The organism is Collinsella sp. AF28-5AC (assembly GCF_003457875.1).
Lineage (GTDB): Bacteria > Actinomycetota > Coriobacteriia > Coriobacteriales > Coriobacteriaceae > Collinsella.
Genome location: NZ_QRTA01000003.1, coordinates 65,935 through 89,728 on the forward strand (window position 1 = coordinate 65,935; position 23,794 = coordinate 89,728).

The window sequence follows — 23,794 nt, forward strand, 5'->3', positions numbered from 1 at the left end:
ATTCGATCGGTCATCATCTGTCTGTGTCTTAGCATCTACTTCGCTACGTCTCGCCCCGCTCTCTGTGGGGCTGCCAGCTACTCTTTATGGCTGCCACCTCCCCGCTTGACCAGGAGCGCGACCACAATGAGCGCGGCTCCGGCGACCGCTGCGGCGGCCGCGGCGTACATTGCCATATCGCCAGTCGAGGGCATAAAGCCTCCGGTGGTAATGCTAGGGGGTGTGCCGGTGGGCGTGTTGATGAGCGACGCCTCCAGGCTGCCCGTCGACCCGTCCGCGCTGTCGGCACGCAGGGGCGACTCGGCCGTGATGGTGAGCTTGGGCTTGGCAGCGGCCACCTGGTCGACGTCCAGGCCCTCGGCCTTGACCGTCACGGAGCGCGCGCCCTCGAAGGCGGTGTAGCCCTTGGGCGCCTTGAGTTCGCGGACCTCCAGCTTGCCCGAGTCCACGCCCGAGACGGTCACGCGGCCGTCCTCGCCCGTGGTGACGGTGGCCTTGCCCTCAGCATCCCACGTGCCGTCGGCCGCCAGCGTGCGGCCGCGGTCGTCGGCGATGCTCAGGACCGCCCCGGCAAGCGGCTTGTCGCCGTCGCTGCCGCGCTTGGTGAGCGCGAGATCCCAGGTGTAGGCGCACGCGTCATCGCTCGGCGTGCGGGTGAAGTCCGCGTCGCCGGACTGGTCGGTAAAGGGAGAGCGCGGGTAGCGCAGGTAGACCTCGTTGGGGTTGCCCTTCGCGATGCCGTGGTTGCATGCGCTGTTGAGCGGCGCGTTGTACACGGCGACCACGCGGGCGCCCGCGGTGAAGGCGTCGGCCCCGCCGAGCGCGGCGATCAGGTCGCCGGTGCGCACGGTGAAGGTTCCGTCCGCCGCTACCTTGGTGGCGCACTGGGCCGTGATGTCGGTCCAGCCCTTCGCAGGGTCGGTGCCGGCGCGGCCGTCCTTGCCGGTCTGGACGGCGTCGAAGCCGCCGTCCGCGCCCGCCGCCACGTACACGCGCATGCTCGCGGCGACCTTGGAGGGGTCGAGTCCCGCGCTCATGGTGTCGACAAACCGCACCGTATAGGTGTCGTAGGCGGTAAGACCCGCCGGGACCGTGGCAGAGAGGCGCCAGTACAGGTCGTCGGCGACCGTGGCGTCGGCGGCCTTCTGCCATGCGGCGGTGCTGTCCTCCAGCACGTGCTTGGCGACCTTGGGCGTCGCCGCCTTGGGCTTGACGGTGACGGCGCTGCCGCCGACCAGGGCCATGATCGGCGCGGTGCCGGCCTCGTCCTGGGCGATGGCGTCGTCGTCGGCGACGATGAGCCAGTAGCCACAGGGCAGCTCGGCCGCCGTGCCCGCGTTGAGGGCCACAAACACGGCGCCAGAGCTCTGGAGGGAACGAGCGAGCTGTGCGCTCAGCGCGCTCGTAAGGTGGGAATCGGTGTTGAGCCACTCGGCAGCTTCCTGCGCGGTGGTCTGGGAATTGGGCATGCCGGCGCTGTGCAGCACAGGCAGCGCGGCGTCGCGCACGGCGTCGCTTGCCCAGGCGAGATCGGTGGCGATCTTGGAGTCGCTGTCGCCGTCGACGACGTTGGCGCTAAAGATCTGGTAGGCGTCGTAGCTGCGCGCCACGGTGCCGCTCACCGTGATGGAACCGGTCGAGGTCGGCGCGGCCTGCGCGGAAGCGGGGAACACAACCGCGCAGGTGCCGATCAGGAGGGCAAGCAGCGCAAACAAGATCGGGAAGGAGCAAACTTTCTTATTCACGACGCTTACCTCCCTTCGCATTCGCCTTGCGACGAATGTGCATCCAGGCCGCAGCAGCGCAAAGCACCGCCGCGCCGGCAAGGTACGTCAGAGTGACGCCCGACATACCAGAAAGGGGCAAAGAGGTGGAGTAGGTGTTGGTGAAGGTGGAGACGGGAATGATGGTTGGGTCCGCACCGGCGGAGGTTTGAACCGCGACGCCCTGCCCGTTCTCGCCAAGGGTGTTGCCCATGTCATCCTTCATCTGCGTAACGGTGGTAGAGGTGGTAAGACCGGTGTACTTGCCAGTGGTCTCATTCATGACGGCCTTCACCGTGACGGCAACCTGGTACTCGGCCTTGGAGTAGCGGAGCTTATCGATGGCACCGGTGGTAGGCGCGATCTCCTTCACCGTGTAGGTGTAGGTCCTGGCGTAGTCACCCGCCGTACCGCGGGTATCGGACAGGTGCGACTTGTTGAACGTCATGGCGCCAAAGGTCGCCGTGATGTTGTTGGGCTTGGCGGCGTCGGTCTCCCCTGCTGCGGGTGCAATGGAGAGGTCTGCCGGGTTAGGAATGGGCACGTTGGTTGCGTAATCCCCCGTAGCCTCGATGTTGAAGTCGAACGCAACGTATTTCCCGCTGGAATCCTTCGGCCAGTCCGTATTACGGACGGACTTAGTCACCGGGATTTCCACGGACGTGGTGGTGAGAGAATCGGAGATGTACGTAGTGCCCTCAACAATGCTCGGTTTCTTTCCCTCGGTCCACGCAATGGAACCGTCCGCCTTGGACACCGTGAACTCGTAGGTTGTCTGGTTCAGCTCGTAGCCAAACGGCGCCTGGGTCTCCGTGAGCGTGTACGTGCCCGGCAGCAGACCCTCGAGCTTGAACTTGCCATCGGCGGGATCAGAATCTGCCCACTTGTTGCTGACAGCTTCCGCATTCGTATCGTTATCAATCACAGTCAGGGATGCAGCGTCCGGAATTTCGGCACCATCGGCATCCTTTACCTTGGTAAGCGCCCACTCGGAACCAGCCAAAGGAGTGTGTCCCGTGTCGCTCTCCTCAACCTTGGTCCAAGACACCGTACCGGTGATCTTGGTGTTGGAGATGGCGCCCGTGGTGTTGGAATCATCGAATGAAACGAGCTTATTTCCGTTCACCGTGTCCACATGACCCTGAACATAGTTCACCTGCTCGCCGGTGTTGTTCATGGTTGCGTAGTAGATGGTGTCCGACTTCTGATAACCAGCCGGCGCCTTGACCTCGCGAATGTAGTACGTGAAGTAGTCTTTATCGTTGGGATCGCCAATTTTGGCCTTCTGATTCAAATAGTTGAACTGAAGCTCGCCATCATCCGAAGAGTAATCATTGGCACCGCCATCCGTTACCGTAACGATGGGATACGTTTCATTCTTGGCATCATCGACAGTGCCGTATATCGTCCACGAGGAACCAGAAAGCGGCGTCATGCCGTCCGCAGCGTCGACCTTGCTCCACGCAATGGCAGAGCCGTCCGGTGTATACGACCCAGACCACGGGAAGTTGTGACGCTCCTGATCCATATCGATGACGGAAGCCGAGTTACCCTCGAGATTTGTGAAGTTGTACGCGATCTTAGGGTTGTTCATCATGAAATCTTCGCCCACGTACACACGACCGTTGGTGGTCACATGGTCGTCGAAGCTTCCGTTGGGAACGAGAATCGATCCGAGCATAGCAGCGGCGGGGTCATCGTCGGTCCACTTGCCGTCCCCGCCGCCATTGCCCCAGTCGCTTCTACCCTCGCCCGCAATGCCACCACGGATGGTGAGGCTCGTGGTATCGACAAAATTCCACATGATGGACTGGGAGGCCAGCGAGTATTTCGCGCGAAGGTCTTTATCGGCGTTACTCTCATTACCGCGAGATATTTCTGTATCGCCCCACCAGAAGCGCCAGCCATTGTGGAACTCGACAGGACCAGCACCTGTAACGTTCACGACAATGGATGCGCCTTCGGGGACATTGGTGAACTTAAAGTCGACGCCGCGGTAGTAGACGCCATCCTTCAAGTTGGAGAGCTCGGAACCGGCAATGGTGAAGACCTGTTGCATAGAAGTTCCATCGCCGGTAAAGGTGATAAGTCGCTCGGTGTTGCAAATCTTATAGTTCGGGATTCTGGTATCAAGCGCACCGGAAACAGACTTCTCACTACCATCGAAAGTGAGTGTATAGCTTGTTCCCTTGTTATCGTACTTGTTGATTGCGTAGCTGTTGTCGCTAATTGCGGAACCATCCGTAACTGTGCCGGTATTTGCAAACGAGGCGAGCTGTTTCGATAGCTTCGAGAGGTATCCATCTGCACCGTTGTAGCTCGAATAATCGTTACCGTTAACATTAGTCAAATCAACATTTTGATTGAACAGGTCGCTCTTCAGAGCATCCGAGCCCTCGAACCAATTACCTTGCTTTTTCACGACAGACTGGCGCCCGTTGTTAGCATTCGAATCCCAATAGGAATAGGTAATGGGACCGGCGATCTGCGCGGTATAGTCATAGCCAGGGTGGGAGTCAGTCTTTGTCGCCTTGCCGACCCAAGCACCCTTGGTCCAAGCACCAACCGTCGCAGCATCTGAGGTCGTTCCCTGACCGGTATTCATGTTCTCAATCAAGCTGTTTATGCCGGCGACCGCAAGCACCGTGCTTCCCTCCCTGGGACGAAACTGCGATCCAAAACCAACGGTGCCGAAACGGAAGCCCTGGCCGCCCCAACTCTCCTTGATAGGATTCATGGCCAGTTTGCCGTGGACCACGGTAAGGCCCTCCGCCTCAGCGGCATATGAGCCGGTGGGGGCGTTATTCGCATCAAGAGTGCTAGTTTTGTTCGGCTTACCACCGATGTACATGTCGCGGCCGACGTAGGTGGCCACGCCGGGATCGGGGGTGGAGATATCGATATTCGTACCGATACCGATAGACGTGGGCTTGTAGATGCCCTTGTTCACAGTAGTAGCCGCGTTCGCAGAGGTGGCGGCGCTATTCTGGTTTTCGGCATCCTCGCTGGTGTTATCTACAGCAGCGGACTCACTTGAGGAACTCCCCGTTACAGCTTCCTCGGTAGAAACTGTCTGGGTGTCGTTGGCAATGGCCTGCGAGATCGGAGGCATGACGAGCGACAGTACCAGGCTCAACACGGAGACTCCGCACAAAACGCCTGCCAGTACACGGCGCGTCGCTTTTTTACTCTGCTTAGTTTTTTCTGAATTCGCTTTCATCGATGTCTCCTCCCCAAGAGACCGCGATCTTGCTCTTTCACTATCAAACGTATCTGCGCAATCTGTAATTGCGCTCGCTTAGTAATACTATTGTAACTATTGTTTAAACATCCGGGCAACAAAACCGACATTTTTGTAGCCAGTTCTCAATTCTCTTGACATTTACTCAGATTTGCTTTCGTTTATTCGCTCTGAAATATCTGTTTCTACTGGTAATTAAGTTAGTTATCAGTTTTTTAATAGCATTTTATTTATTTGCACAACATTTTGCTCAAGAGCAAACATCCTGTGAACGGTCGAAAATCGACCGTGAACGGTAGGTCATTAACCGGGAGGAATAGACTGCCAAATTGATGGGAATATCTTTAACTCATCGGTGGTTAGAAGCGTAATGTTCAGACAACGTTATTTGGGTTTTCGCGCAGATTTTAGGCATCAATTCGCCCAAATCGCCTGAGACCACCGCAAAGGAGCCCGTCCCCTTTGCGGTGGTTCTCCCCCGGCGCTACAGCAGATGCTCCTCGATAAAGATCGCGATGCCGTCTTTGTCGTTGCTCGCGGTTACAAAGTCGGCGGCGGCACGGGTGGCGTCGCTGCCGTTTGCCATGGCCACGCCCACGCCGGCGTCAGCCACCATGCAGGTGTCGTTGTCCGCATCGCCAAACACGCAGATGTCCTGGAGCTCCATGTCGTTGAGCTCCGCCACGCGCACAAGGCCGCGCGTCTTGGACACGCGCGGATCCATGAACTCGTAGAGCCGCTGCGTGGTTTGCAGAGCCGCCGCCTTAACGGTGTCATCGGCAAACGTCGACGCCCGCTCAATCACCCGCGGCATCACCTCGGGCGCCATGGTAAACATCACCTTGGGCTGCGGCTCGCGCAACAACTCGGCAAAATCGACCACCTGGTAGGGCACACCGTCGACGCGCGACAGGTGCTCGACACACGCGTTGCTCTCGGGCACGTAGAACACGCCGTCTCGGGGACAGACGGGTGTTGCCGGAAGGTCCGCCATGTGCTTGCAGATGCGCGCGATGGTCTCGCCCGGCAGCGGATAGCTCAGCTCGTTGATGTCGTGCGCGCGGTCGATGACCTCGGCGCCACCGCAGCCCACCATCACGTCCACCAGGCCTTCGATGCCCCAGAGCTCGTACATGGCCTCGGTCGCGTGGGCGTCGCGCCCGGTGCACAGGCCAAAGAGCACGCCGCGCTCGCGCAGGGCGCGGATCGCCGCCACGGTGCGCGGGGACACCGTGTGCCGGCTCGTGAGCAGCGTGCCGTCGATATCGCAGAACACGGCTTTGATGTGGCTGAAGGTGGTGTCCATGGGGGCCTTTCTGGGTTGTGCGGCGGTGTGGGGTGTATTCGCGAACGGCGTACATGGTATACCAAGGCGGACACGGGGCGCTTTGGCGCAAAACCACCACAAAGGTGCCTGGCCCCCTTGTGGTGGCCGAACCCGAAGGGTGGCCTGGCCCGAGACGCAAAGCATCACAACATTCGACGTTTTTCGGCAAAATCGCGATTTTCGCTGAATGTTGTGATGGTTTTTACTGCCTTGTGGCACGATCAAAATGCCGGCGTCCAAACAGCAGCAACGCCGCGGGAACCGCCGTCACAACCATGCCCGCCCCTACGAGCGTCTGCTGCACGCCAAATGTCGCCGCCAGACACGGGGCAATCGCCAGCGGCACCACGCCGGCGAACATGTTGCCAAAGCCCATGACCGAGTTCACGCGACCAAGCTGCTCGAGAGGAGCCGTCGTTTGCACGATAGTGTTGTGGAGCGGATTTACGACACCCCAGGCAACGCCCAGGGCAATCTGGCCGACAAGGGCTACGCCCACGTACGGTGTCCCCACATAGAGCAAACTTCCCAGGCCTACGAACATAAGCGCCACAAGCAGCGTCTTAAGGTTGACCAGGTGCGGCGGCAAGCGGAGCGCGGCCACGGCGCCCAGCACCGCGCCCACACCGCTGGCCGACGAGAGCCAGCCCATCCATTCGACACCGACGTGCAGGACACCGCGGTAGAAGAACGACTCCAGCGGGTCGAAGGCACCGTAGCCAAAGTTTGAAAGGAAAATAATGCAGAACAGCAGGGCAAGGACGCTGTTGGTAAAGACTGTCTTGATGCTGGTCGCGAAGGTGACGCGGGAAGATGTGTTGGGGTCGGGGCTTTGGCTGGCAGTGATTGCCGTTGTACTGCTGTCCGCGGGAGTACTTTCACGCGCGGCGACGCGAACTGCTTGCGGTCTAAAGCCCCAGCCGGCAATAAACGCCAGTACGGTAAAAATCATCATGAGCACGAACACCGCGCGCGACGACGCAGCAGCCGCGACAAAGCCGCCCAGCGTGGGGCCGACGATGATACTCACGTTTGAGAACATGGCAATGGCGGAGTTGATGTCTTTGAGCTCGACGGGGTCGTTGGTGAGGTAGGCCGGATAGGACGTGGCAATGGGCTGAGCGAATCCCATCGTAAAGCCTAGGAACACCGCGCCGAGCAGGATGACGCCGGTCGCGCTACCAAAGGCGAGGATTGCCGCGCCGGTTGCCAGCGTGCCCACGATGCTCAGCAAGAAATGACGGCGCGGACCCCAGGCGTCGAGCGCCGCGCCACCCGCAAAGGATCCCAAGATCACGAATACGTTCATAAAGAGGACAGCCAGCGATGTCGCCACGACCGAGGCATCGTCTGCATAGGTGAGCGTTCCGATGACGCCGATAAAGTAGCTGGTCTGAAAACCGGTGTAGATGAGAAAGCGCATCGCCACCAGGCGCTTGGCCTGCACGGACAGCGATGACTGAGGCTTTGAGAAAAGAGAGACGAGCATGGAGACTCCTTGTTTCATACGAATGCGGACGGCGGGCATTCGCCACCGTCTGTCGAATCAATCTATCCGCATGAAACATTAAGGACGCATCAAGAGCCCCTTCTCTCCGTTTTTCGCCCGTCATGAACTACTTGGTAGATTGTAAGGCATGTCCCACACATCTACTTAAACAAAAACCACCACAAAGGTGCCTGGCCCCTTTGTGGTGGAAGTGACGTTTGCCCAGATAAAACCTGCCAAAACAAACCTGTCCCTATTTGGCAGGTTATGGCAGCGCAGCGAGCCAGCCCTTAAAGGTAATCTTGGATAAGATCGCAGATGGCTCGGGCGTCGTTGATGTTGATGGCTCGGGTCGCAAAGCCGGCGTCGAATGCCTGGCGTGCCAGGGCCTCGTTGCAGGCAAGGGCCAGCGTGCGACCGTCGACCAGGTCGAGCGAGCTCTTGCCGCGCAAACGGTCGACACCGGAGCGCGCGACGACGATATTGTCAAAGCCCTCGGTCTTGTAGCCCTCGATGATCACCACGTCGACATCGTTGTAGCGCGACAGCAGCTCGCGCGCGGGCATCTCGTCCTCCTCGCGCGTGTCGGCGTACTCCGCCCAGCGCGTGGCGCAGATGAGGCCCACGTGCTTGGATCCGGCTTGGTGATGGCGCCAGGTGTCCTTAGCGGGCACATCGATATCAAAGCCGTGATGCCCATGATGCTTAAGCGAACCCACGCGCAGGCCGCGGCGGGTGAGCTCGGCAATGACCTTCTCGACGAGCGTGGTCTTTCCCGAGTTCTGGTAGCCGATAAACGCGATCGCGGGGACGGCCGGTGCCGGAGCTGCGGGCGCGACGGCGACGGGTGCGCTTGCGGGCGCGGCACCGTCAGCGGCCACGGCCTCAACAGCAGCGGCCTGGCGTTCGGCACGATCCCACACGCCCGAGCGGCCACCCTCCTTGTGCAGCAGGCGCACGTCGACGATCTCCATGCCGCGATCGACGGCCTTGCACATGTCGTAGATGGTTAGGCACGCGGCACTCGCGCCGGTCAACGCCTCCATCTCGATACCCGTCTTGCCCGTCACGCCGGCCGTGACCAGTACGTGAAAGCCAACCTGCCCGTCCGCGCGCGCCGGCGCCCAGCCCTCGGGCACGTCCTCGGCCGGCGTCCCCGCCGCAGCGATGGGCGCAATATCGCACTTGCTCTTGGTAATGAGCAGCGGATGGCACATAGGGATAATGTCGCTCGTGCGCTTGATGGCCATAATGCCCGCCACGCGCGCGCAGGCAAGCACGTCGCCCTTTTTGGCGCGGTCCTGCAGCACCATGGCCTGCGTCTCGGGGTGCATGAGGATGGTGCCCTCGGCGATGGCGATGCGATGGGTCTCGGCCTTGTCGGACACGTCGACCATGCGTACCTCGCCCTTGGCGTCCACGTGCGTCAGCTCGTCGCGACGGGCGTCGCGGGCGGGCTCGGCGGCAGCGCTGGCAGTCGGCTGTGCGGACGCGTCGGCGTTGCCAACATTCGCCGCAGCCGTGGCTTTGTGGGCAGACATCGCGGCCCTGCGAGCGGCCTTGGTGGCATCGGCGTACCTGCTCTTGGCCATATGATCATCCTCCGATTTGGGACATAAATCGTTGCGTGCCCTCAATTATCGCGTGTTCCTGCGGTTTGTGGGCCACGGCATCGCGCCAAATCGAAAGTACCTGCATATCATCACCACGGCGCAGCGCCTCACGCACCGAATACTCGGCATCGCTGAACAGGCACGGACGCACGTTGCCATCGGCCGTCAGGCGCAGACGGTTGCAATTCGCGCAAAAATGGTTGGACATGGCGCTAATAAAGCCAACCGTTCCCGCCGCACCCGGAAAGTGCCAGTAGCGCGCAGGGCCCGCGCCGGCAGGAGCGTCGTTGATGTCGAGCGGCTCGAGCTCGCCCAGTCCCGTCGCTGCGGCCCCGGCATTGATGCGCGCCCGCAGCTCGTCGCTCGGCACGGTATCGCTCGCGTCCCACAGCTCGGGATTGAGCGCAGGCGCATGCGGATCCACAGCGCAATGCGAGCTCGTGCGCTCGTCGCCGATGGGCATGTATTCGATAAAGCGCAGATGGATGGGGCGGTCGAGCGTGAGCCGCGCAAGGGCTCCCACATCCTGGTTGAGCCGGCGCACCACAACGCAGTTGACCTTAACGGGCTCAAAGCCCCAAGCCAGCGCCGCGTCGATGCCAGCCATGGTCTGCTCGAGTCGGCCCAGGCGCGTGATCTTTCCAAAGAGCGTAGGGTCGAGCGTGTCGAGCGAGATGTTGACGCGGTTAAGCCCGGCGTCTTTGAGCTGCGGCGCCAGCTTGGGCAGCAGGGCGCCATTGGTGGTGAGCGAGATGTCCTCGATCTGCGGAATCGCGCGGATGTCACGAATGAGCGGAATAATACGGCGGCTGACCAGCGGCTCGCCGCCCGTCAGGCGCACGCGGCGAATGCCCTCCCCCGCCACCAAGCGCACAAAGCGGGCGATTTCCTCGGCGCTGAGCAGCTCGTCGTGTGCACGGGGCGCCACGCCATCGGCCGGCATGCAGTAAATGCAGCGGAAATTGCACTTGTCGGTAACGGCAATGCGCAGGTAGTTGATATCGCGGCCAAAGCCGTCATGTTGCACGTGCCCGTCCACGCAACCCTCCCCTCACGCGGCGTTTTATTCTTCGGAAAACATAATACCCCACGAGAGAATCATGCCGACACCCGTACGACAGGACAGGTCGCTTCGAGCAAGACCGGCTTCCCAAGCCCATCCTCAGCATACAAACCATCACAACATTCGATGCTTTTCCCGTTTTTGGCGATAAACGTCGAATGTTGTGATGGTTTGCGTGCCCGCAGCACCCCGCAGAAGGACCAAAACGCCCCTAAAGACCGCCGTCCCAGTGCCGAATCACGAATTCTCGCAGGTCGTTCTGACGTTTCTGGAACGCTTCGCTTCGGTCGCACTTGAGGCCCATGGCAAGCGCGATGGCGTTCATCGCCCGGTGCAATTGCAGCTGGTGGGCAAACTGAGTCCCGGTGAGGACGATCATCCTAAAGCCCAGCGCGCTCAGCACGGTCATACGCTCCGCGTCCGACGCGCTGCGCTGTTTATCAAGATGGTCCGAGCCGTTGTATTCAATCCCCGTACCGCTCGCAGGCGCATATACGTCAATCTCGAAATACCCGGCCTTTGCGAGATACTTGAACTCGTTGGGAACATCGACCCGATGGTTGAGCTCGATCTTGGCGTATCCCAGCCCTCCCTGGGAACGTTTTGCTACGACCATGATTGCGGTGGCCGTCTCCATGGGCGACCGCGCGCCATCGTGCACGCGCTTGAGCACGGCGGCCGCGCGTATAGCCCCCTGACGAGATCGGTTCTCGTTGCAATAAGCAATCAAGTCGGCAACGGTATACCTCTGCCCCATCTCGATATAATCGCCTGTCGACAGATGATTCAAATGGTATCGGGCGCAGATTTCGTAGCCATATTCCAGCTGCTCGGGCTCGCTCATCCACGAACCCGCTTGGACAAAGCACATGGCCTCATCAACCACTAGAAGGCCCTCTGCCACCTCGATAAGATGGCCTGGAGGTATCGGCGCCCCAAACACGTGGCACCTAAATCCAGCCGGCGTCGAACGCTCAAAATCGAAGTTGACGAGCGTGTCGATATGATCGAGCTCTTCTCGTGGAATACCAAGCGAAACCAGATAGTCGGTAACGATCCCAGCTGCCGTTGAAGCCCTCAGACCCTTGGCATCGAGTCCCAATTTGGGCAGGCCCGCAGTCGGCTCCGCCTCGTTAGCAAGCGAGTCCTCATCGTATAGGCTGCTTGCTCGCGAGAGCGGCTCGGACGGACGCGCCACGTTGTGGTACAGCCAGGCAGTCTTATGGGACAGGACGATCGGCAGGTCCATGAGCCCTCCAATGGAGTCGGATAACCAACCTTATTCCCCGGCCCACGGGTCCGCACACCTTCGTGCGCAAGAAAGCGATTCCACCCGGTCGAGTGGCAGAAAAACCATCACAACATTCGATGCTTTTCCCGTTTTTGGCGAAAAGTGTCGAATGTTGTGATGGTTTGAGTCGAGGTGAGGAGCACGGAGGGGTCAAAGCATCGTGCTCGAACGGGTTAATCCAACTCTTTTAAGCCATGCGCCAGCTGCCAGTACTCGCCGTGCTGGGCGAGCAGCTCTTCGTGCGTGCCGCGCTCGATGATGCGGCCGTGTTCGAGGACCATGATGGCGTCGGCGTCGCGGACGGTGGACAGGCGGTGCGCGATCATAAACGTGGTGCGACCGCGCATGATGCGGTCCATACCGCGCTCGATGAGCTTTTCGGTACGCGTGTCAATGGAGCTCGTGGCCTCGTCCAGGATGAGCACCGGCGGATCGGCAACGGCCACGCGCGCGATGGCGAGCAGCTGACGCTGGCCCTGCGACAGGTTGGCGCCATCGGCCGTGACCGGTGTGTCGTACCCTCTAGGCAGGCGGCGGATAAACGAGTCGGCGCAGGCGGCCTCGGCAGCGGCGCGCACTTCCTCGTCGGTCGCGTCGAGCTTGCCAAAGCGGATGTTCTGCGCAATGGTGCCGCTAAACAGGTGCGTGTCCTGCAGCACAATGCCGAGCGACCCGCGCAGGCTGGCCTTGGCAATGTGCTTGACGTCGATGCCGTCGTACGTGATCTCGCCGTCATCGACCTCGTAGAAGCGGTTGATGAGGTTGGTAATGGTCGTCTTGCCGGCGCCCGTGGAGCCCACAAACGCAATCTTTTGCCCCGGCTTGGCAAACAGGTTGAGGTCCGTGAGCACGCGGGCGCCCGGCACGTAGGAAAAGTCCACGGCATGGAAGCGCACGTCGCCGGCAAGCGGGACCAAGCCGCACGTGAGCTCGGTGCCGTCGGCGGCCACCGCGCGGCCCGACTCATCAACGGCTGCCACGTCATGCAGGTGCCCGTAGACGCCCACGCCCTGGCCCTCGGGAATTTTCCACGCCCATGCGGCATCGCCCGTCTGCACCAGCTCCACGCAGCCCTCGTCCACCTCGGGCTCAAGGTCCATAGCCGCAAACAGGCGCTCGGCACCGGCCAACGCGTTGAGCAAGAAGTTGCCGAGCTGCGTAAACTGGTTGATGGGCATGGCGGCCTGGCGCACAAAGACCAGGTAGCTTGCAAGCGCGCCCACGTCGGAGAGTCCCTTGATGCAGAGCATGCCGCCCGCCACGGCGACGATGGCATAATTGACGTAGCCAATCACGACGGTCATGGGCACCATGGAGTTGGCATAGCTCACGGCGGCGGTGCCGGTGCGGCGAAGCTCGTCGTTGCGGCAGGTGAAGCCGGCAACATTCGCCGCCTCGCGGTTAAAGACCTTGATGACCTTTTGGCCCGAGACCATCTCTTCGATATATCCGTCCAGGTCGCCAAGCGATGCCTGCTGGGCGGCAAAGAAGCGCTTAGAGCGCGCGCCCGAGTAGCGCGCATACAGCACAATGGCCGCATCGCACACGAGTGTGATAATCGTGAGCTGCCAGTTAAGGATGATGAGCATGGCCGTGGTGCCCACAACCTGAATGGCGGCCTGAATCACGTTGGCAAAGCTGTTGTTAAGCGCCTCGGAGACGGTGTCGACGTCGTTGGTGAAAAAGCTCATGATGTCGCCCGAGCGCGTGCTGTCAAAATAACTGAGCGGCAGCGTCTGGATGTGCGCGAACAGGTCGCGGCGAATATCGGACACCACGTGTTGGGCCGCGCGCACCATAATCTGCGAGTAGCCCAGGGCCGAGAGCACGCCCGCAGCGTAGATGATCGCCGTCAGGATGACCTGCTTGGCAAGCAGTTCCTCCCCGCCCGTGGCCAAACCGTTAACGATGGGGCGCACCATGTAGGTGCCGGCGAGGCTCGCGATGGCGGCAACGGAGGCGAGCACGCCCACCGCGAGCAACGAGAACTTGGCATGCCCCATGTAGGAGAGCAAGCGACGCACAGTGCGCTTGAGGTCGGCCGGGCGTGCTTGGGCTGCGGTCTTAGGCATGGCGCTCACCCCCTTCCAAGGGCGATCCGCATGCGACGGAGGAAAATGGATCATTCGCGCAACCATCGTCGCTGCCGTCGCCGGCGTCCGCGTTCCTCGCAAACTCCATCTGCGAGGCGTAAATCTCCTGGTATATGTTGTCGCCCGCCAGCAGTTCCTCGTGCGTGCCCACGCCGTGGACACGACCGTCGTCCAGCACCACAATGCGATCGGCATCCATGACGCTCGCGATGCGCTGGGCGATGATGAGCACGGTCGCATCGGGAATCCGAGCGATGTGCTCGCGAATCTTAGCGTCGGTCGCCATATCGACCGCGCTGGTGGAGTCATCAAAAATGAGCACGCGCGGATGCTTGAGCAGCGTGCGCGCGATGCACAGGCGTTGCTTCTGGCCACCCGAGACACCGGCGCCGCCTTGGCCCAACTCGCCGTCCAGCCCGCCGATGCGATCAAGGAACTCGTCCACGCACGCCGCGCGGCAAGCCGCGAGGAGCTCATCGTCCGACGCCTGCGGATTGCCCCACTGCAGGTTCTCGCGCACGGTACCCGTAAACAGCACATTCTTTTGCAGCACAATGCCCACAGCGTCGCGCAAGGCGGCGAGGTCGTAGTCGCGCACGTCGCGTCCGCCCACAAGCACGGCGCCTTCGGTGGCGTCGTACAGGCGCGCAATCAGCTGCACAAGCGAGCTCTTGCCCGAGCCCGTGCCGCCGAGGATGCCCACCGTCGAGCCGCTCTCGATGCGAAGGTCGATATGCTGGAGCACATCCTCGGCTGCATCCGCGCGGTATTTAAAGGAAACGTCGCGAAACTCGATACTGCCGTCCGCTGGCGCCGCAATCGCGAGGTCTCCCGCGGGGTTGGCGATAAAGGGTTCCTCATCGAGCACCTCGGCGATACGGCCCACACTCGTAAGAGCGCGCGTGAGCAGCAAAAACACGTTGGAAATCATCATGAGCGAATTCATGATCAGCAGCACGTAGCTCATAAAGCCCGTGAGCGAGCCCACGCCCAGCTTGCCGGCGAGAATCATGCGGCCGCCAATCCACAGGATAGAGAGCGCAGCCACGTACATCGACAGCTGAAACACCGGCAGGTTGAGCACCGCGCTGCCAAAGGTCTTTGTCGCAGTGCCGGCGAGCTCGGTATTGACGGTGTCGAACTTGGCCTCCTCGTGCTCGGCACGCACATACGCCTTGACGGCACGCACGGCGGTGAGGTCTTCCTGTACCACGCCGTTGAGGTGGTCCATCGAGGTCTGGAGTTGGCGGTAGAGCGGACTGACGCGATAGGTGATGGCGCCCAGTACGATTGCCAGCACGGGCAAGATGATCGCAAAGACGGTGGCGAGCGGGCGCGACAGCATCAGCGCGTAGATAAGGCCGACGATAAGCGTCACCGGGCCGCGCACCATAGGGCGAAAGCCGTTGCCCACAGCATTTTGGATAACGGTGATGTCCGTGGTCATGCGGGTGACGAGCGAGCTGGCGTCGTAGTTGTCCAGGTTACCAAAAGCGAGCGTCTGAATCTTTTTGTACTCGGCCTCGCGCAGGTTAGCGCCTAGGCCCGAGGCAACGCGGGCGGACGTGCAGGCATAACCCAAGCCCAGTACCAGCGAAAGCGCAGCGCACACCAGCATGTACGCGCCCTGCAGCAGCATGTAGTTGATATCACCCGCAGGCACGCCCACATCGATGATGTTGGCCATGATGACCGGGATAAACAGCTCGAGCACCGTCTCGACCGACACAAAGAACACGCCGAGGATGGCATCGCGACGGTATGCCCCTAGATAGGAAAACAGTATTTTGAGATTGCGCACGCAGGTTCAACCCCCATCAAACGTTGTTCGCAAACGCACGTATTATTGCGCGCCGAATAATGGTGTCAAGTATTCCGAAATCGTTTTCTGCAAGGTTAGCGCCGGCGGCGAGTTCTCGTGATGTGTGTCCATATTCACTCGGAATAATGGTGCGCGAGACTTTTTCGCTCCGGCGTCAACACAAACCTTGACTCTACAATCGTTGTAGGGTTTTCACTACACTGGTACGTAAACAAACCCAGCCAGAAAGCCCCGCCCATGGAACACGACCTCACACGCGGCAATGTCCTTAAGACCATCGCGGTCTATGCCCTGCCCTATATGCTCTCGTACTTTTTGCAGATGCTCTACGGCATGGCCGACCTGTACATGATGGGGCAGTTTAGCGGCGCCGCCGGTATCACCGCCGTGGGCAATGGCGCGCAGACGCTCTATATCATTACCGTGACGCTCGTGGGCCTGGCCATGGGAACGACGGTGATCGTCGGCCACGCCGTGGGCTCGCGCCGCTTCGACCGCGCCGAGACCGCCATCGGCAATACCATCACGCTCTTTATGGGCGTCTCGGTGGTGCTGGCCGCTGTCCTGCTTGCATTGTGTCCGCAGATTGTGGCACTCATTGGCACGCCGGCCGAGGCGGTCGAAGGAACCGCCGCCTACCTGCGCATCTGCTTTGTCGGCATTCCGTTTATCGCCGCATACAACATCCTCTCGGCCATCTTTCGCGGGCTGGGCGATTCGCGCTCGCCCATGTACGTGATCGGCGTGGCATGCATCATCAACATCGCGCTCGACTTTCTATTTATCGGCCACATGGGACTCGGCCCCGTGGGTGCGGCGCTCGGCACGGTAACCGCCCAGACGGCAAGCGTTGCCCTCGCGCTCGTGTGGCTCAAGAGCCGTCGCACGAACATCCACGTTAAGCGTAGCGACCTGCGCCCCCAGCCCGAGGTGCTCGGCAGCATTCTTAAGATCGGCGTGCCCGTGGCCGTGCAGGACGGCTGCATCCAGGTGGCGTTTATGTTCATCACCGTCATTGCCAACCACCGAGGGCTCGTCGACGCTGCCGCCGTGGGCCTGGTCGAAAAGATGATCAGCTTTTTGTTCATTGTGCCGAGTTCCATGGGCGCTACCGTCAGTGCACTCACGGCGCAAAACGCCGGCGCGGGCAAGGGCGACCGTGCACGTCAGGTGCTCAAAGACGCCATGACGATCTCGGTGGTGTACGGCTGTCTGATCACGGTGCTGATGTGGCTAGTGGCGCCGGCGTTTATCGGCTTTTTTGCCAAGGACGCCGCGGTAGTCGCGGCCGGCACCGGCTATATGCGCAGCTATATTTTCGACGCGATTTTTGCCGGCATCCACATTTGCTTTAGCGGCTTTTTCGCTGCGTATGGCAAGAGCTACATCGGCTTTGCGCACAACGTACTAGCCGTGGCGCTCATTCGCGTGCCGGGCGCGTGGCTGCTGTCGAACGCCTATTCCGACACGCTGTTTCCCATGGGCATCGCCTCGCCGTGCGGATCGATTTTGTCGGCGGTCATCTGTGTTGTCGCGTTTACCGTGCTCAACCGGCGCGGGGCTTTTGACAAGTTGGCAGCGTAGCGGGGCAACGTGAGATTGCCCTGATCGACGACATCATCAGCGACGATCCCACAACCTACGTGACGCAGATCACGGTGCCGGTTGCCCCGTCCAAATAAGAACTGCCCAGAAAACGTTCGGCTGAAAGCAGAATCTTGACGTTATAGGCCATATTTTGCCTCAAGGTCATCGAGAGCCTCAAAGGCATCACGCGCCATGCCAGCAGTACGCTCCCGCTCGGCCACAGCTATACGAGCCATCAGACGAGCCTTAGCCTGTTCCTGAACCATGAAGTCATAGTCTTCAGATCGAAGTACAACAAATTTGCTATAGCCGTTTTTTGTAACAGTCACTGGACCAGGAGCCTCCCAACAAGCTCGCCAAACGCCGGGGACAATCCCCGATATGGCGGTTTTACTCCTCCGGAATCGGAAACGCACGGATGAACTCTGCAGGCGAGAAGGTCTTGATGGTCGAGCGCACAAAAGCGGCGCGGTCACGCGTGATGATAAAGTCCACGCCGGCACGCTCGGCCATCGCACGGATACAGCCGTCCTCAAAGTCCGGCTCATCGGAATAGGCGGAGGTAAAACAAGCTTCTTGGTCGAGAGGCTCTACCGAGTAGCTCTTAAGACAGTCGCGCACTACCTCGCGGGCGCGCGCCTCGTCTGTCTGTTTAGTGAGAATGTAGTACGCGTCCTTGAGAGAGCAGGCCGAAACAACACCCTCGATAAGTCCCACGTCAACGAGCCCCTTGATCGTTTGCGCCGCTGCGTGCTCCAGCCGGCCCGGAAGCACGCAATCGAGCAGAAAGTTGGTATCAAGAAATGCCCTCATAGGTAGCGCTCCCTCGCGACGCGCTTTTCATCTTCAACCGTCATCGTATCGAGCGGCGTTCCCTTTGGCATGTTAGCCACGATATCGAGATACTCCTGGTAGTCCTCATTCTCCGCGAGCATCTCACGGATCTCCTTCCAGGTGATCTTGGGATGCCACATCGTACCCACGTCGCGCTTGGGCTTGTCCGTGCCGCACGCCGGCTTTGCGCCCCCACGCTCCTGAGCAGCGTCATATTCCACCGCAACGGGGCTTTCATAGTCGAGCGGCACGATCTTGAACAACGGCTTGCTCCGCTTGAAGACCACAACCTCCTCGCCATCATTGGCAACCCTTTCGGCCACCTGCGTAAGGTTTTGGCGCAGTTCCGAAAACGCGACGGTAACCATAACTGCTCCTCTCAACATATATCTTTACTGCTAAGTATACACGTTAATGTTAATGTTAAAGTGTATAAAACTCATCACGATGGGGCAGCCCTGTTGTGGGACCTCACTGCGGGGCCCCTTTGCTTTGTATGAATCTTCTATCGCTCCGGAACGACACCGCTCCGCAGGGTCACCCTCAGCAACCTACATGACGCGGATCATGCTGCCCGCCACCACGCCCAAATAAAAACCTCCCGGAAAGTATCAACCTTTCCGGGAGGTTTTCTAATTTGATTATCGATGTCCTAAGCCTGGGGCACCTGACCAGTCGCCAGGATCTGCTCGAGTGCGTCCTCGTCCAGCACGGGCACGCCCAGCTGCTCGGCCTTGGTGAGCTTGGAGCCCGCTTTGGGGCCGGCGACCAGATAGCTCGTCTTCTTTGAAACACTGCCCGAGACCTTGGCACCAAGCACCTTGAGCGCCGCGCCTGCCTCGTCGCGCGTGCGGTTGACGAGCGTGCCGGTGAGCACGAAGGTCAGACCCGCAAGCGGCTGTGCGTCGGCGAGCTCGCCCGCCACGCCAGCGTCGGCTGCGGCTTGCGCGTGCGCGGCGCCCAAATCGACCTCGAGCGACAGGCCCGCCTGGCGCAGGCGCTCCAGCACGGCAAGGTTCTCGGGCACGGCCAGGAACTGCTTAACGCTCGCCGCAATCTTGGGACCGATGCCCTCGCATTCGGCGATGTCCTCTTCGCTCGCCAAGATAAGCTTGTCAATCGACAGGAATCGCTCGGCGATGACCTCGCCCACGCTCTTGCCCACATGGCGGATACCTAGGGCAAACAGCACGCGACCGAGCGGCTGGCTCTTGGACTTGTTGAGCTCGGCGATGATTTTCTCGGCCGTCTTGAGGCCCACCGGAATGGGGTCGCCCTTCTTGACGCCCTTTTTGCTGTTGGAGCTGGCATAGGTGCGCCCCGTGTCCAGGCCTGCGATGTCGTCGACCGTGAGCTGGTAGAAGTCTGCGACATCGTGGATCAGGCCGGCGGCGATCATCTTGTCGACGATCTCGTCGCCCAGGCCGTCGACGTCCATGCAGCCGCGGCTCACCCAGTGGAGCAAGCGCTCCTTGAGCTGTGCGGGGCAATCGATGGAGACGCAACGGTAAGCGACCTCGCCATCCTCGTGGACAACGGGGCTGCCGCACACGGGGCAGACCTCGGGCATGTGCCAGTCGACCGAATCGACCGGGCGCTTGTCGAGCACCGGGCCCACAACCTCGGGGATTACGTCGCCCGCCTTGTGCACGATGATAGTGTCGCCCTCGCGCACGTTTTTGCGGCGGATCTCGTCGATGTTGTGCAGCGTGGCGCGCGCGATGGTGGAGCCGGCGACCGTCACCGGGTCGAACTCGGCGACCGGTGTGAGCACACCGGTGCGGCCCACCTGGATGCGAATTTCGCGCAGGACGGTCTGCTTTTCCTCGGGCGGAAACTTAAAGGCAATGGCCCAGCGCGGCGCGCGGGCGGTAAAGCCCAGGTCGAGCTGCTGCTGGAAGCTGTCGACCTTTACGACCACGCCGTCGATATCGTAGTCCAAGTCGCCGCGGTGCTCGAGGGCCTGGGCGCAGAACTCGTGGACCTCGGCCGGCGTGGCGCAGCGTGCCACGTTGGGGTTGACGCTAAAGCCGGCGCTACGCAGCCAATCGAGAAACTCACGCTGGCTGTGGACGTGCAACGGGTCGGTATCGGCGATGGCATAGATAAAGGTGGCCAGGTCGCGGCGCGCCGTGACCTTGGGGTCCTTTTGGCGCAGGCTGCCGGCGGCGGCGTTGCGCGGGTTGGCGAAGGGGTCGCGGCCCTCGGCATCGGCCTCTTCATTCAGACGCACAAAGCTGCCCTTGGGCATATAGACCTCGCCGCGTACCTCAATGGTGCGCTCGCGGTCGGCGCCCATGTGGGCGAGCGCCGGCTCGGACAGGTGCATGGGCACATCCTTGATAGTACGGACGTTGAGCGACACGTCCTCGCCCGTGGTGCCATCGCCACGTGTGGCTGCGCGTACGAAGGTGCCGTTTTGGTAAGTAAGGGCCACGCCCAGACCGTCGATCTTAAGCTCGCAGGTATAGGTGACGCTACCGGCACCGAGGGCATCCTCAGTGCGCTGGAGCCACGCGTCGAGTTCGTCCAGGTCCATGGCATCGTCCATGGAATACATGCGCGCCATATGCGTGACCGGCGTAAACTGCTCGCTCACGTAGCCGCCCACGCGCTGGGTATAGCTGTCGGGCGTCACCAGGTCGGGGTAGGTGGCCTCGATTTCCTGCAGTTCAACAAGCATTTTGTCGAAGGCGGCGTCCGTGATCTCGGGCGCATCGAGCATGTAGTAGCGATAGGCGTGGTAGTCGAGCTCGTGGCGCAGTTCGGCCGCGCGCGCTGCCGCCTGGGCACGGGCATCGGTCGGTGCGGTGGCTTCCGCGGTCGCGGGCGTTTCGGTATCGATGTCCACACCGTCACCAAACAGGCTCGATTGCTCCATAGCAGCACTCCTTCGCTCGATTTCAAACGGATACTAGAGTACCACCGGTCGCAATGGGGTCGAATAGCCCTTTCGAACCGCACCGAATCGGCAGCCGCCAGACCGGGGTGGACAGTTAGTTCAGATACGTATAAATCCTAGAGCTGAATCAGGCACGAACACCCCTGTTTCAACTAATTTGGGCTCCTCGAGACCATGTAAACGTCCCGCTCTCCCTTCCAAACACCCATTCGAGCCCCATCCCAATCAAAAATTGCTCAAAACGCATCCCAAGCTGCCCCAGATTTATACGTATCTGAACTAACTGTCCAGACCATTACGAACCAGGCCTCTTGTCAGCCCCAAGTGATCCGTTTTCCTCCGTCCCCAACGGATCAACAAGAAAAGAGGGGCTGTCCCACACTTGGCGGGACAGCCCCTCTGGCTTCGGCATATGCGATACAGCTCGTTAGAAACCCTGGCCGTAGCCCTGGCCCTGGCCCTGCTGGCCTAGCAGCTCCTCCAGGTACTGGCGCAGCTGCTCGTCGGTAATACCGCCGTTGCCGGTGTCGGTCGAACTGTCGTCCTGCTGCTGGTTCTGCAGCTCCTCGTCAGAGCCCAGCTCGACGGTGACCTTCTTCTCGTCCTTACCGCGCATAAGCGAGATCTCGACCTTCTCGCCCACCTCGTGGCTGCGCAGCGCGATGATCAGGCCATCGGCGCTCGTGATTTCGTCGTCGCCCAGCTTGGTGATGACGTCGCCCTCCTGAATGCCGGCCTTGGCAGCAGGACCGTCCTCGACGACGCTCGCCACATACGCGCCGCTATCGGTGCTCAGCTTGTTGGTGCGGGCGTTGAGCGCATTGACGCTCGAAAGCGTAGCGCCCATGTACGGATGCACCGGCGTCTTGCCGTCGATAATCTGGTCGGCAATGTTCTTGGCGTAGTTAACGGGAATAGCAAAGCCCACGCCTGAGCTGGAGCCCGAGTAGCTCTCGATGAGCGAGTTGATACCCACCAGCTCGCCATTGTCGTTGACGAGCGCGCCGCCGGAGTTGCCCGGGTTGATGGCGGCATCGGTCTGGATCATGTTGGCATAGATGGTGTTACCGCTGGTAGAGCTCATGGCCGTGGAGCGGTAGAGCGCCGACACAATGCCCGTGGAGACAGACTGCTCGTTGCCAAACGGCGAGCCGATCGCCATAACCCACTCTCCCACGTTGAGCTTGGAGGAATCACCAATCTCGATTGGCGTGAGCTTGGAGGCGTCGGCGTCCTTGAGCTTGATGACGGCCAGGTCGCTCGAGGCATCGTTGCCCACGAACTCAGCCTCGTAGGTGGTGCCGTCGTCCATGGTCACCACGTACTGGTCGTAACCATCGACCACGTGGTTGTTGGTGAGGATGTGGCCCTCGGTATCGAGCACGACGCCCGAACCGACGCTGCCCGAGCTATCCGACTCATCAGCAGACTGCGAAAGCGAGCCATTCTGGCTGCCGCTCGAAGTGGCGGTAATGGAAACGACGGAGGGCAGGGCCTTAGCAGAAACGGCCTCGGCCAGCGTGGTGTCCTCGGAGTCAATGGTGATCTTTTGCGTCGACGAACCCGAAGCACCCGCCGTCACGGCATTCTTGCCACCACCGATATCGAGCGTGCCGCTCATAATGAGCGCAATGACCAGCAGGGCTCCGCAGGCACAGCCGGCAAGCGCCGTAATAAAGATCGGCAGCTTTTTGGTCTTGGTCTTGACCACCGTGTGCTTGTTCACGACCTGCTGGCCACCCAGCGGCTTGCCGGTCTGCGTGTCGTAGGCCTGCACGTAGGGAATGTTACTGCCGGCAGGCGTCGACTCCACCTGCACACGCGGCTGCTGCTGGGTCTCGCCGGCGTTGCCCGCATCCTGGGGACGCTGGGAATCGTACTCGCTCATGGCTGCGATCCTTTCGTCAAATAACCAAAGGCCCGCCAAACATGTGGCGGGCCATCATTGTTCACGTTGAGTTGTACCCCAATATGCGGGCGCAAGTGTATGAGAACGCAATCTTTTAGGAAGGCTTAAGTTCTGCCGCAGACCCGAAAGGAATCCGTACCTGCGTCAAAACCACCACAAAAGTGCCTGTCCCCTTTGTGGTGGAAATCTAGTCTTTAAACAGATAGCCCACGCCGCGGACGGTGGTGATGTGCGCCGCGATCTGCGGACCCACCTTGGAGCGGATGCGTCGAATGTGCACGTCGACGGTGCGCGTGCCGCCGCAGTACTCAAAGCCCCATACGCGGTGCAGCAGCACCTCGCGGCTGTAGGCGCGGTTGGGGTGCGTCGCCAAAAAGCTCAGCAGCGAGTACTCCATCAGCGTCAGGTCGATGGGCTCGTTATCGAGCGTCACCTGGTAGGTGGCCAAGTTGATCTCGAGGTTATCGATGTTGAGCACATCGTCGGCGGCGACGGTCTCCTCCTCGCCCATCAGGCGCTGCGCACGAGACTTAAGCTCGTTGGGCGTCGCCGTGGGGCATACAAAGTCGGCATGCGCGTGATTGGGCAGGCGCAGGGTGCCGAGCGCCTCGTCGTCAACGATCACCAGCATGGGGACGCCGCCGCGGTCGTCGAGCCACTTGGCAATCTGATCGATGCGGTCACTGCGGATGCCATCGGAATCGAGGATCAGCAGGTCAAAGTCGTGCGCCGCAGTCGGCGAATCGGGGGTTGCCAAGCTCACCTCGACACCCAGAGTGGTCGTCAAGCTGCGGGCAAACTCGTGGAAGCGCGTCGTGCGCGCCATGAACAGGGCACTCTTTTCGGACATATCGGCCTCC

The 23,794-nt window shown here is 60.8% G+C and carries 16 protein-coding genes; 1 reads left to right on the forward strand and 15 read right to left on the reverse strand.

Annotated elements, in window-relative coordinates:
• Positions 1 to 77: 77 nt before the first annotated feature.
• The 9 genes from DWZ01_RS03515 to DWZ01_RS03555 all read right to left on the reverse strand — a co-directional run bounded on the left by DWZ01_RS03515 (position 78) and on the right by DWZ01_RS03555 (position 15,681).
• Complete coding sequence (locus tag DWZ01_RS03515; protein WP_158556988.1) at positions 78 to 1,745, reverse strand: SpaA isopeptide-forming pilin-related protein; 1,668 nt, start codon at positions 1,743 to 1,745, stop codon at positions 78 to 80.
• The gene (locus DWZ01_RS03520) at positions 1,738 to 4,902 is read right to left on the reverse strand and encodes a SpaA isopeptide-forming pilin-related protein (protein WP_158556989.1); all 3,165 of its coding nucleotides are present in this window, start codon (positions 4,900 to 4,902) and stop codon (positions 1,738 to 1,740) included. The genes DWZ01_RS03515 and DWZ01_RS03520 overlap by 8 nt, the downstream gene beginning before the upstream one ends.
• Before the next feature lie 586 nt (positions 4,903 to 5,488).
• The gene (locus DWZ01_RS03525; RefSeq protein WP_117848118.1) at positions 5,489 to 6,310 is read right to left on the reverse strand and encodes an HAD family hydrolase; all 822 of its coding nucleotides are present in this window, start codon (positions 6,308 to 6,310) and stop codon (positions 5,489 to 5,491) included.
• Between the two features lie 223 nt (positions 6,311 to 6,533).
• Positions 6,534 to 7,820, reverse strand: a complete 1,287-nt coding sequence (locus tag DWZ01_RS03530; protein ID WP_158556990.1) for an MFS transporter — start codon at positions 7,818 to 7,820, stop codon at positions 6,534 to 6,536.
• Positions 7,821 to 8,110: 290 nt separating this feature from the next.
• Positions 8,111 to 9,412 (reverse strand): molybdopterin-guanine dinucleotide biosynthesis protein B, encoded by a 1,302-nt coding sequence (mobB, locus tag DWZ01_RS11010; protein WP_117770050.1) that lies wholly within the window; start codon positions 9,410 to 9,412, stop codon positions 8,111 to 8,113.
• A gap of 4 nt (positions 9,413 to 9,416) precedes the next feature.
• Positions 9,417 to 10,472, reverse strand: a complete 1,056-nt coding sequence (moaA, locus tag DWZ01_RS03540; protein ID WP_233504624.1) for a GTP 3',8-cyclase MoaA — start codon at positions 10,470 to 10,472, stop codon at positions 9,417 to 9,419.
• 235 nt (positions 10,473 to 10,707) lie between these two features.
• Positions 10,708 to 11,745: a hypothetical protein gene (locus tag DWZ01_RS03545; RefSeq protein ID WP_117770051.1), complete on the reverse strand. Its 1,038-nt coding sequence runs from the start codon at positions 11,743 to 11,745 to the stop codon at positions 10,708 to 10,710.
• A gap of 215 nt (positions 11,746 to 11,960) precedes the next feature.
• Positions 11,961 to 13,859, reverse strand: a complete 1,899-nt coding sequence (locus DWZ01_RS03550) for an ABC transporter ATP-binding protein (RefSeq protein WP_117770052.1) — start codon at positions 13,857 to 13,859, stop codon at positions 11,961 to 11,963.
• Positions 13,852 to 15,681 carry an ABC transporter ATP-binding protein gene (locus DWZ01_RS03555; RefSeq protein ID WP_117770053.1) on the reverse strand — a complete coding sequence of 610 codons (1,830 nt, stop codon included), beginning with the start codon at positions 15,679 to 15,681 and terminating at the stop codon, positions 13,852 to 13,854. The genes DWZ01_RS03550 and DWZ01_RS03555 overlap by 8 nt, the downstream gene beginning before the upstream one ends.
• 258 nt (positions 15,682 to 15,939) lie before the next feature.
• Here DWZ01_RS03555 and DWZ01_RS03560 point away from each other — a divergent pair, with 258 nt between their 5' ends.
• Positions 15,940 to 17,286, forward strand: coding sequence for an MATE family efflux transporter (locus tag DWZ01_RS03560; protein ID WP_117770054.1), 1,347 nt, complete (start codon positions 15,940 to 15,942; stop codon positions 17,284 to 17,286).
• A gap of 140 nt (positions 17,287 to 17,426) precedes the next feature.
• Here DWZ01_RS03560 and DWZ01_RS03565 read toward each other — a convergent pair whose 3' ends face one another.
• The 6 genes from DWZ01_RS03565 to DWZ01_RS03590 form a co-directional block, all read right to left on the reverse strand.
• On the reverse strand, positions 17,427 to 17,618 hold the full coding sequence (locus tag DWZ01_RS03565; RefSeq protein WP_233506168.1) for a type II toxin-antitoxin system Phd/YefM family antitoxin: 192 nt from the start codon (positions 17,616 to 17,618) through the stop codon (positions 17,427 to 17,429).
• A 61-nt stretch (positions 17,619 to 17,679) separates the two neighbouring features.
• Entirely contained in the window at positions 17,680 to 18,102 is a 423-nt protein-coding gene (locus tag DWZ01_RS03570; protein ID WP_117770055.1) for a PIN domain-containing protein, read from the reverse strand.
• Positions 18,099 to 18,491 (reverse strand): type II toxin-antitoxin system Phd/YefM family antitoxin, encoded by a 393-nt coding sequence (locus DWZ01_RS03575; RefSeq protein ID WP_158556910.1) that lies wholly within the window; start codon positions 18,489 to 18,491, stop codon positions 18,099 to 18,101. The genes DWZ01_RS03570 and DWZ01_RS03575 overlap by 4 nt, the downstream gene beginning before the upstream one ends.
• Before the next feature lie 284 nt (positions 18,492 to 18,775).
• Positions 18,776 to 21,004, reverse strand: coding sequence for an NAD-dependent DNA ligase LigA (gene ligA / locus DWZ01_RS03580; RefSeq protein ID WP_117770057.1), 2,229 nt, complete (start codon positions 21,002 to 21,004; stop codon positions 18,776 to 18,778).
• A gap of 448 nt (positions 21,005 to 21,452) precedes the next feature.
• On the reverse strand, positions 21,453 to 22,913 hold the full coding sequence (locus DWZ01_RS03585; RefSeq protein ID WP_117770058.1) for a S1C family serine protease: 1,461 nt from the start codon (positions 22,911 to 22,913) through the stop codon (positions 21,453 to 21,455).
• 208 nt (positions 22,914 to 23,121) lie between these two features.
• On the reverse strand, positions 23,122 to 23,784 hold the full coding sequence (locus tag DWZ01_RS03590; protein WP_117770059.1) for a winged-helix domain-containing protein: 663 nt from the start codon (positions 23,782 to 23,784) through the stop codon (positions 23,122 to 23,124).
• Between the last annotated feature and the right edge of the window lie 10 nt (positions 23,785 to 23,794).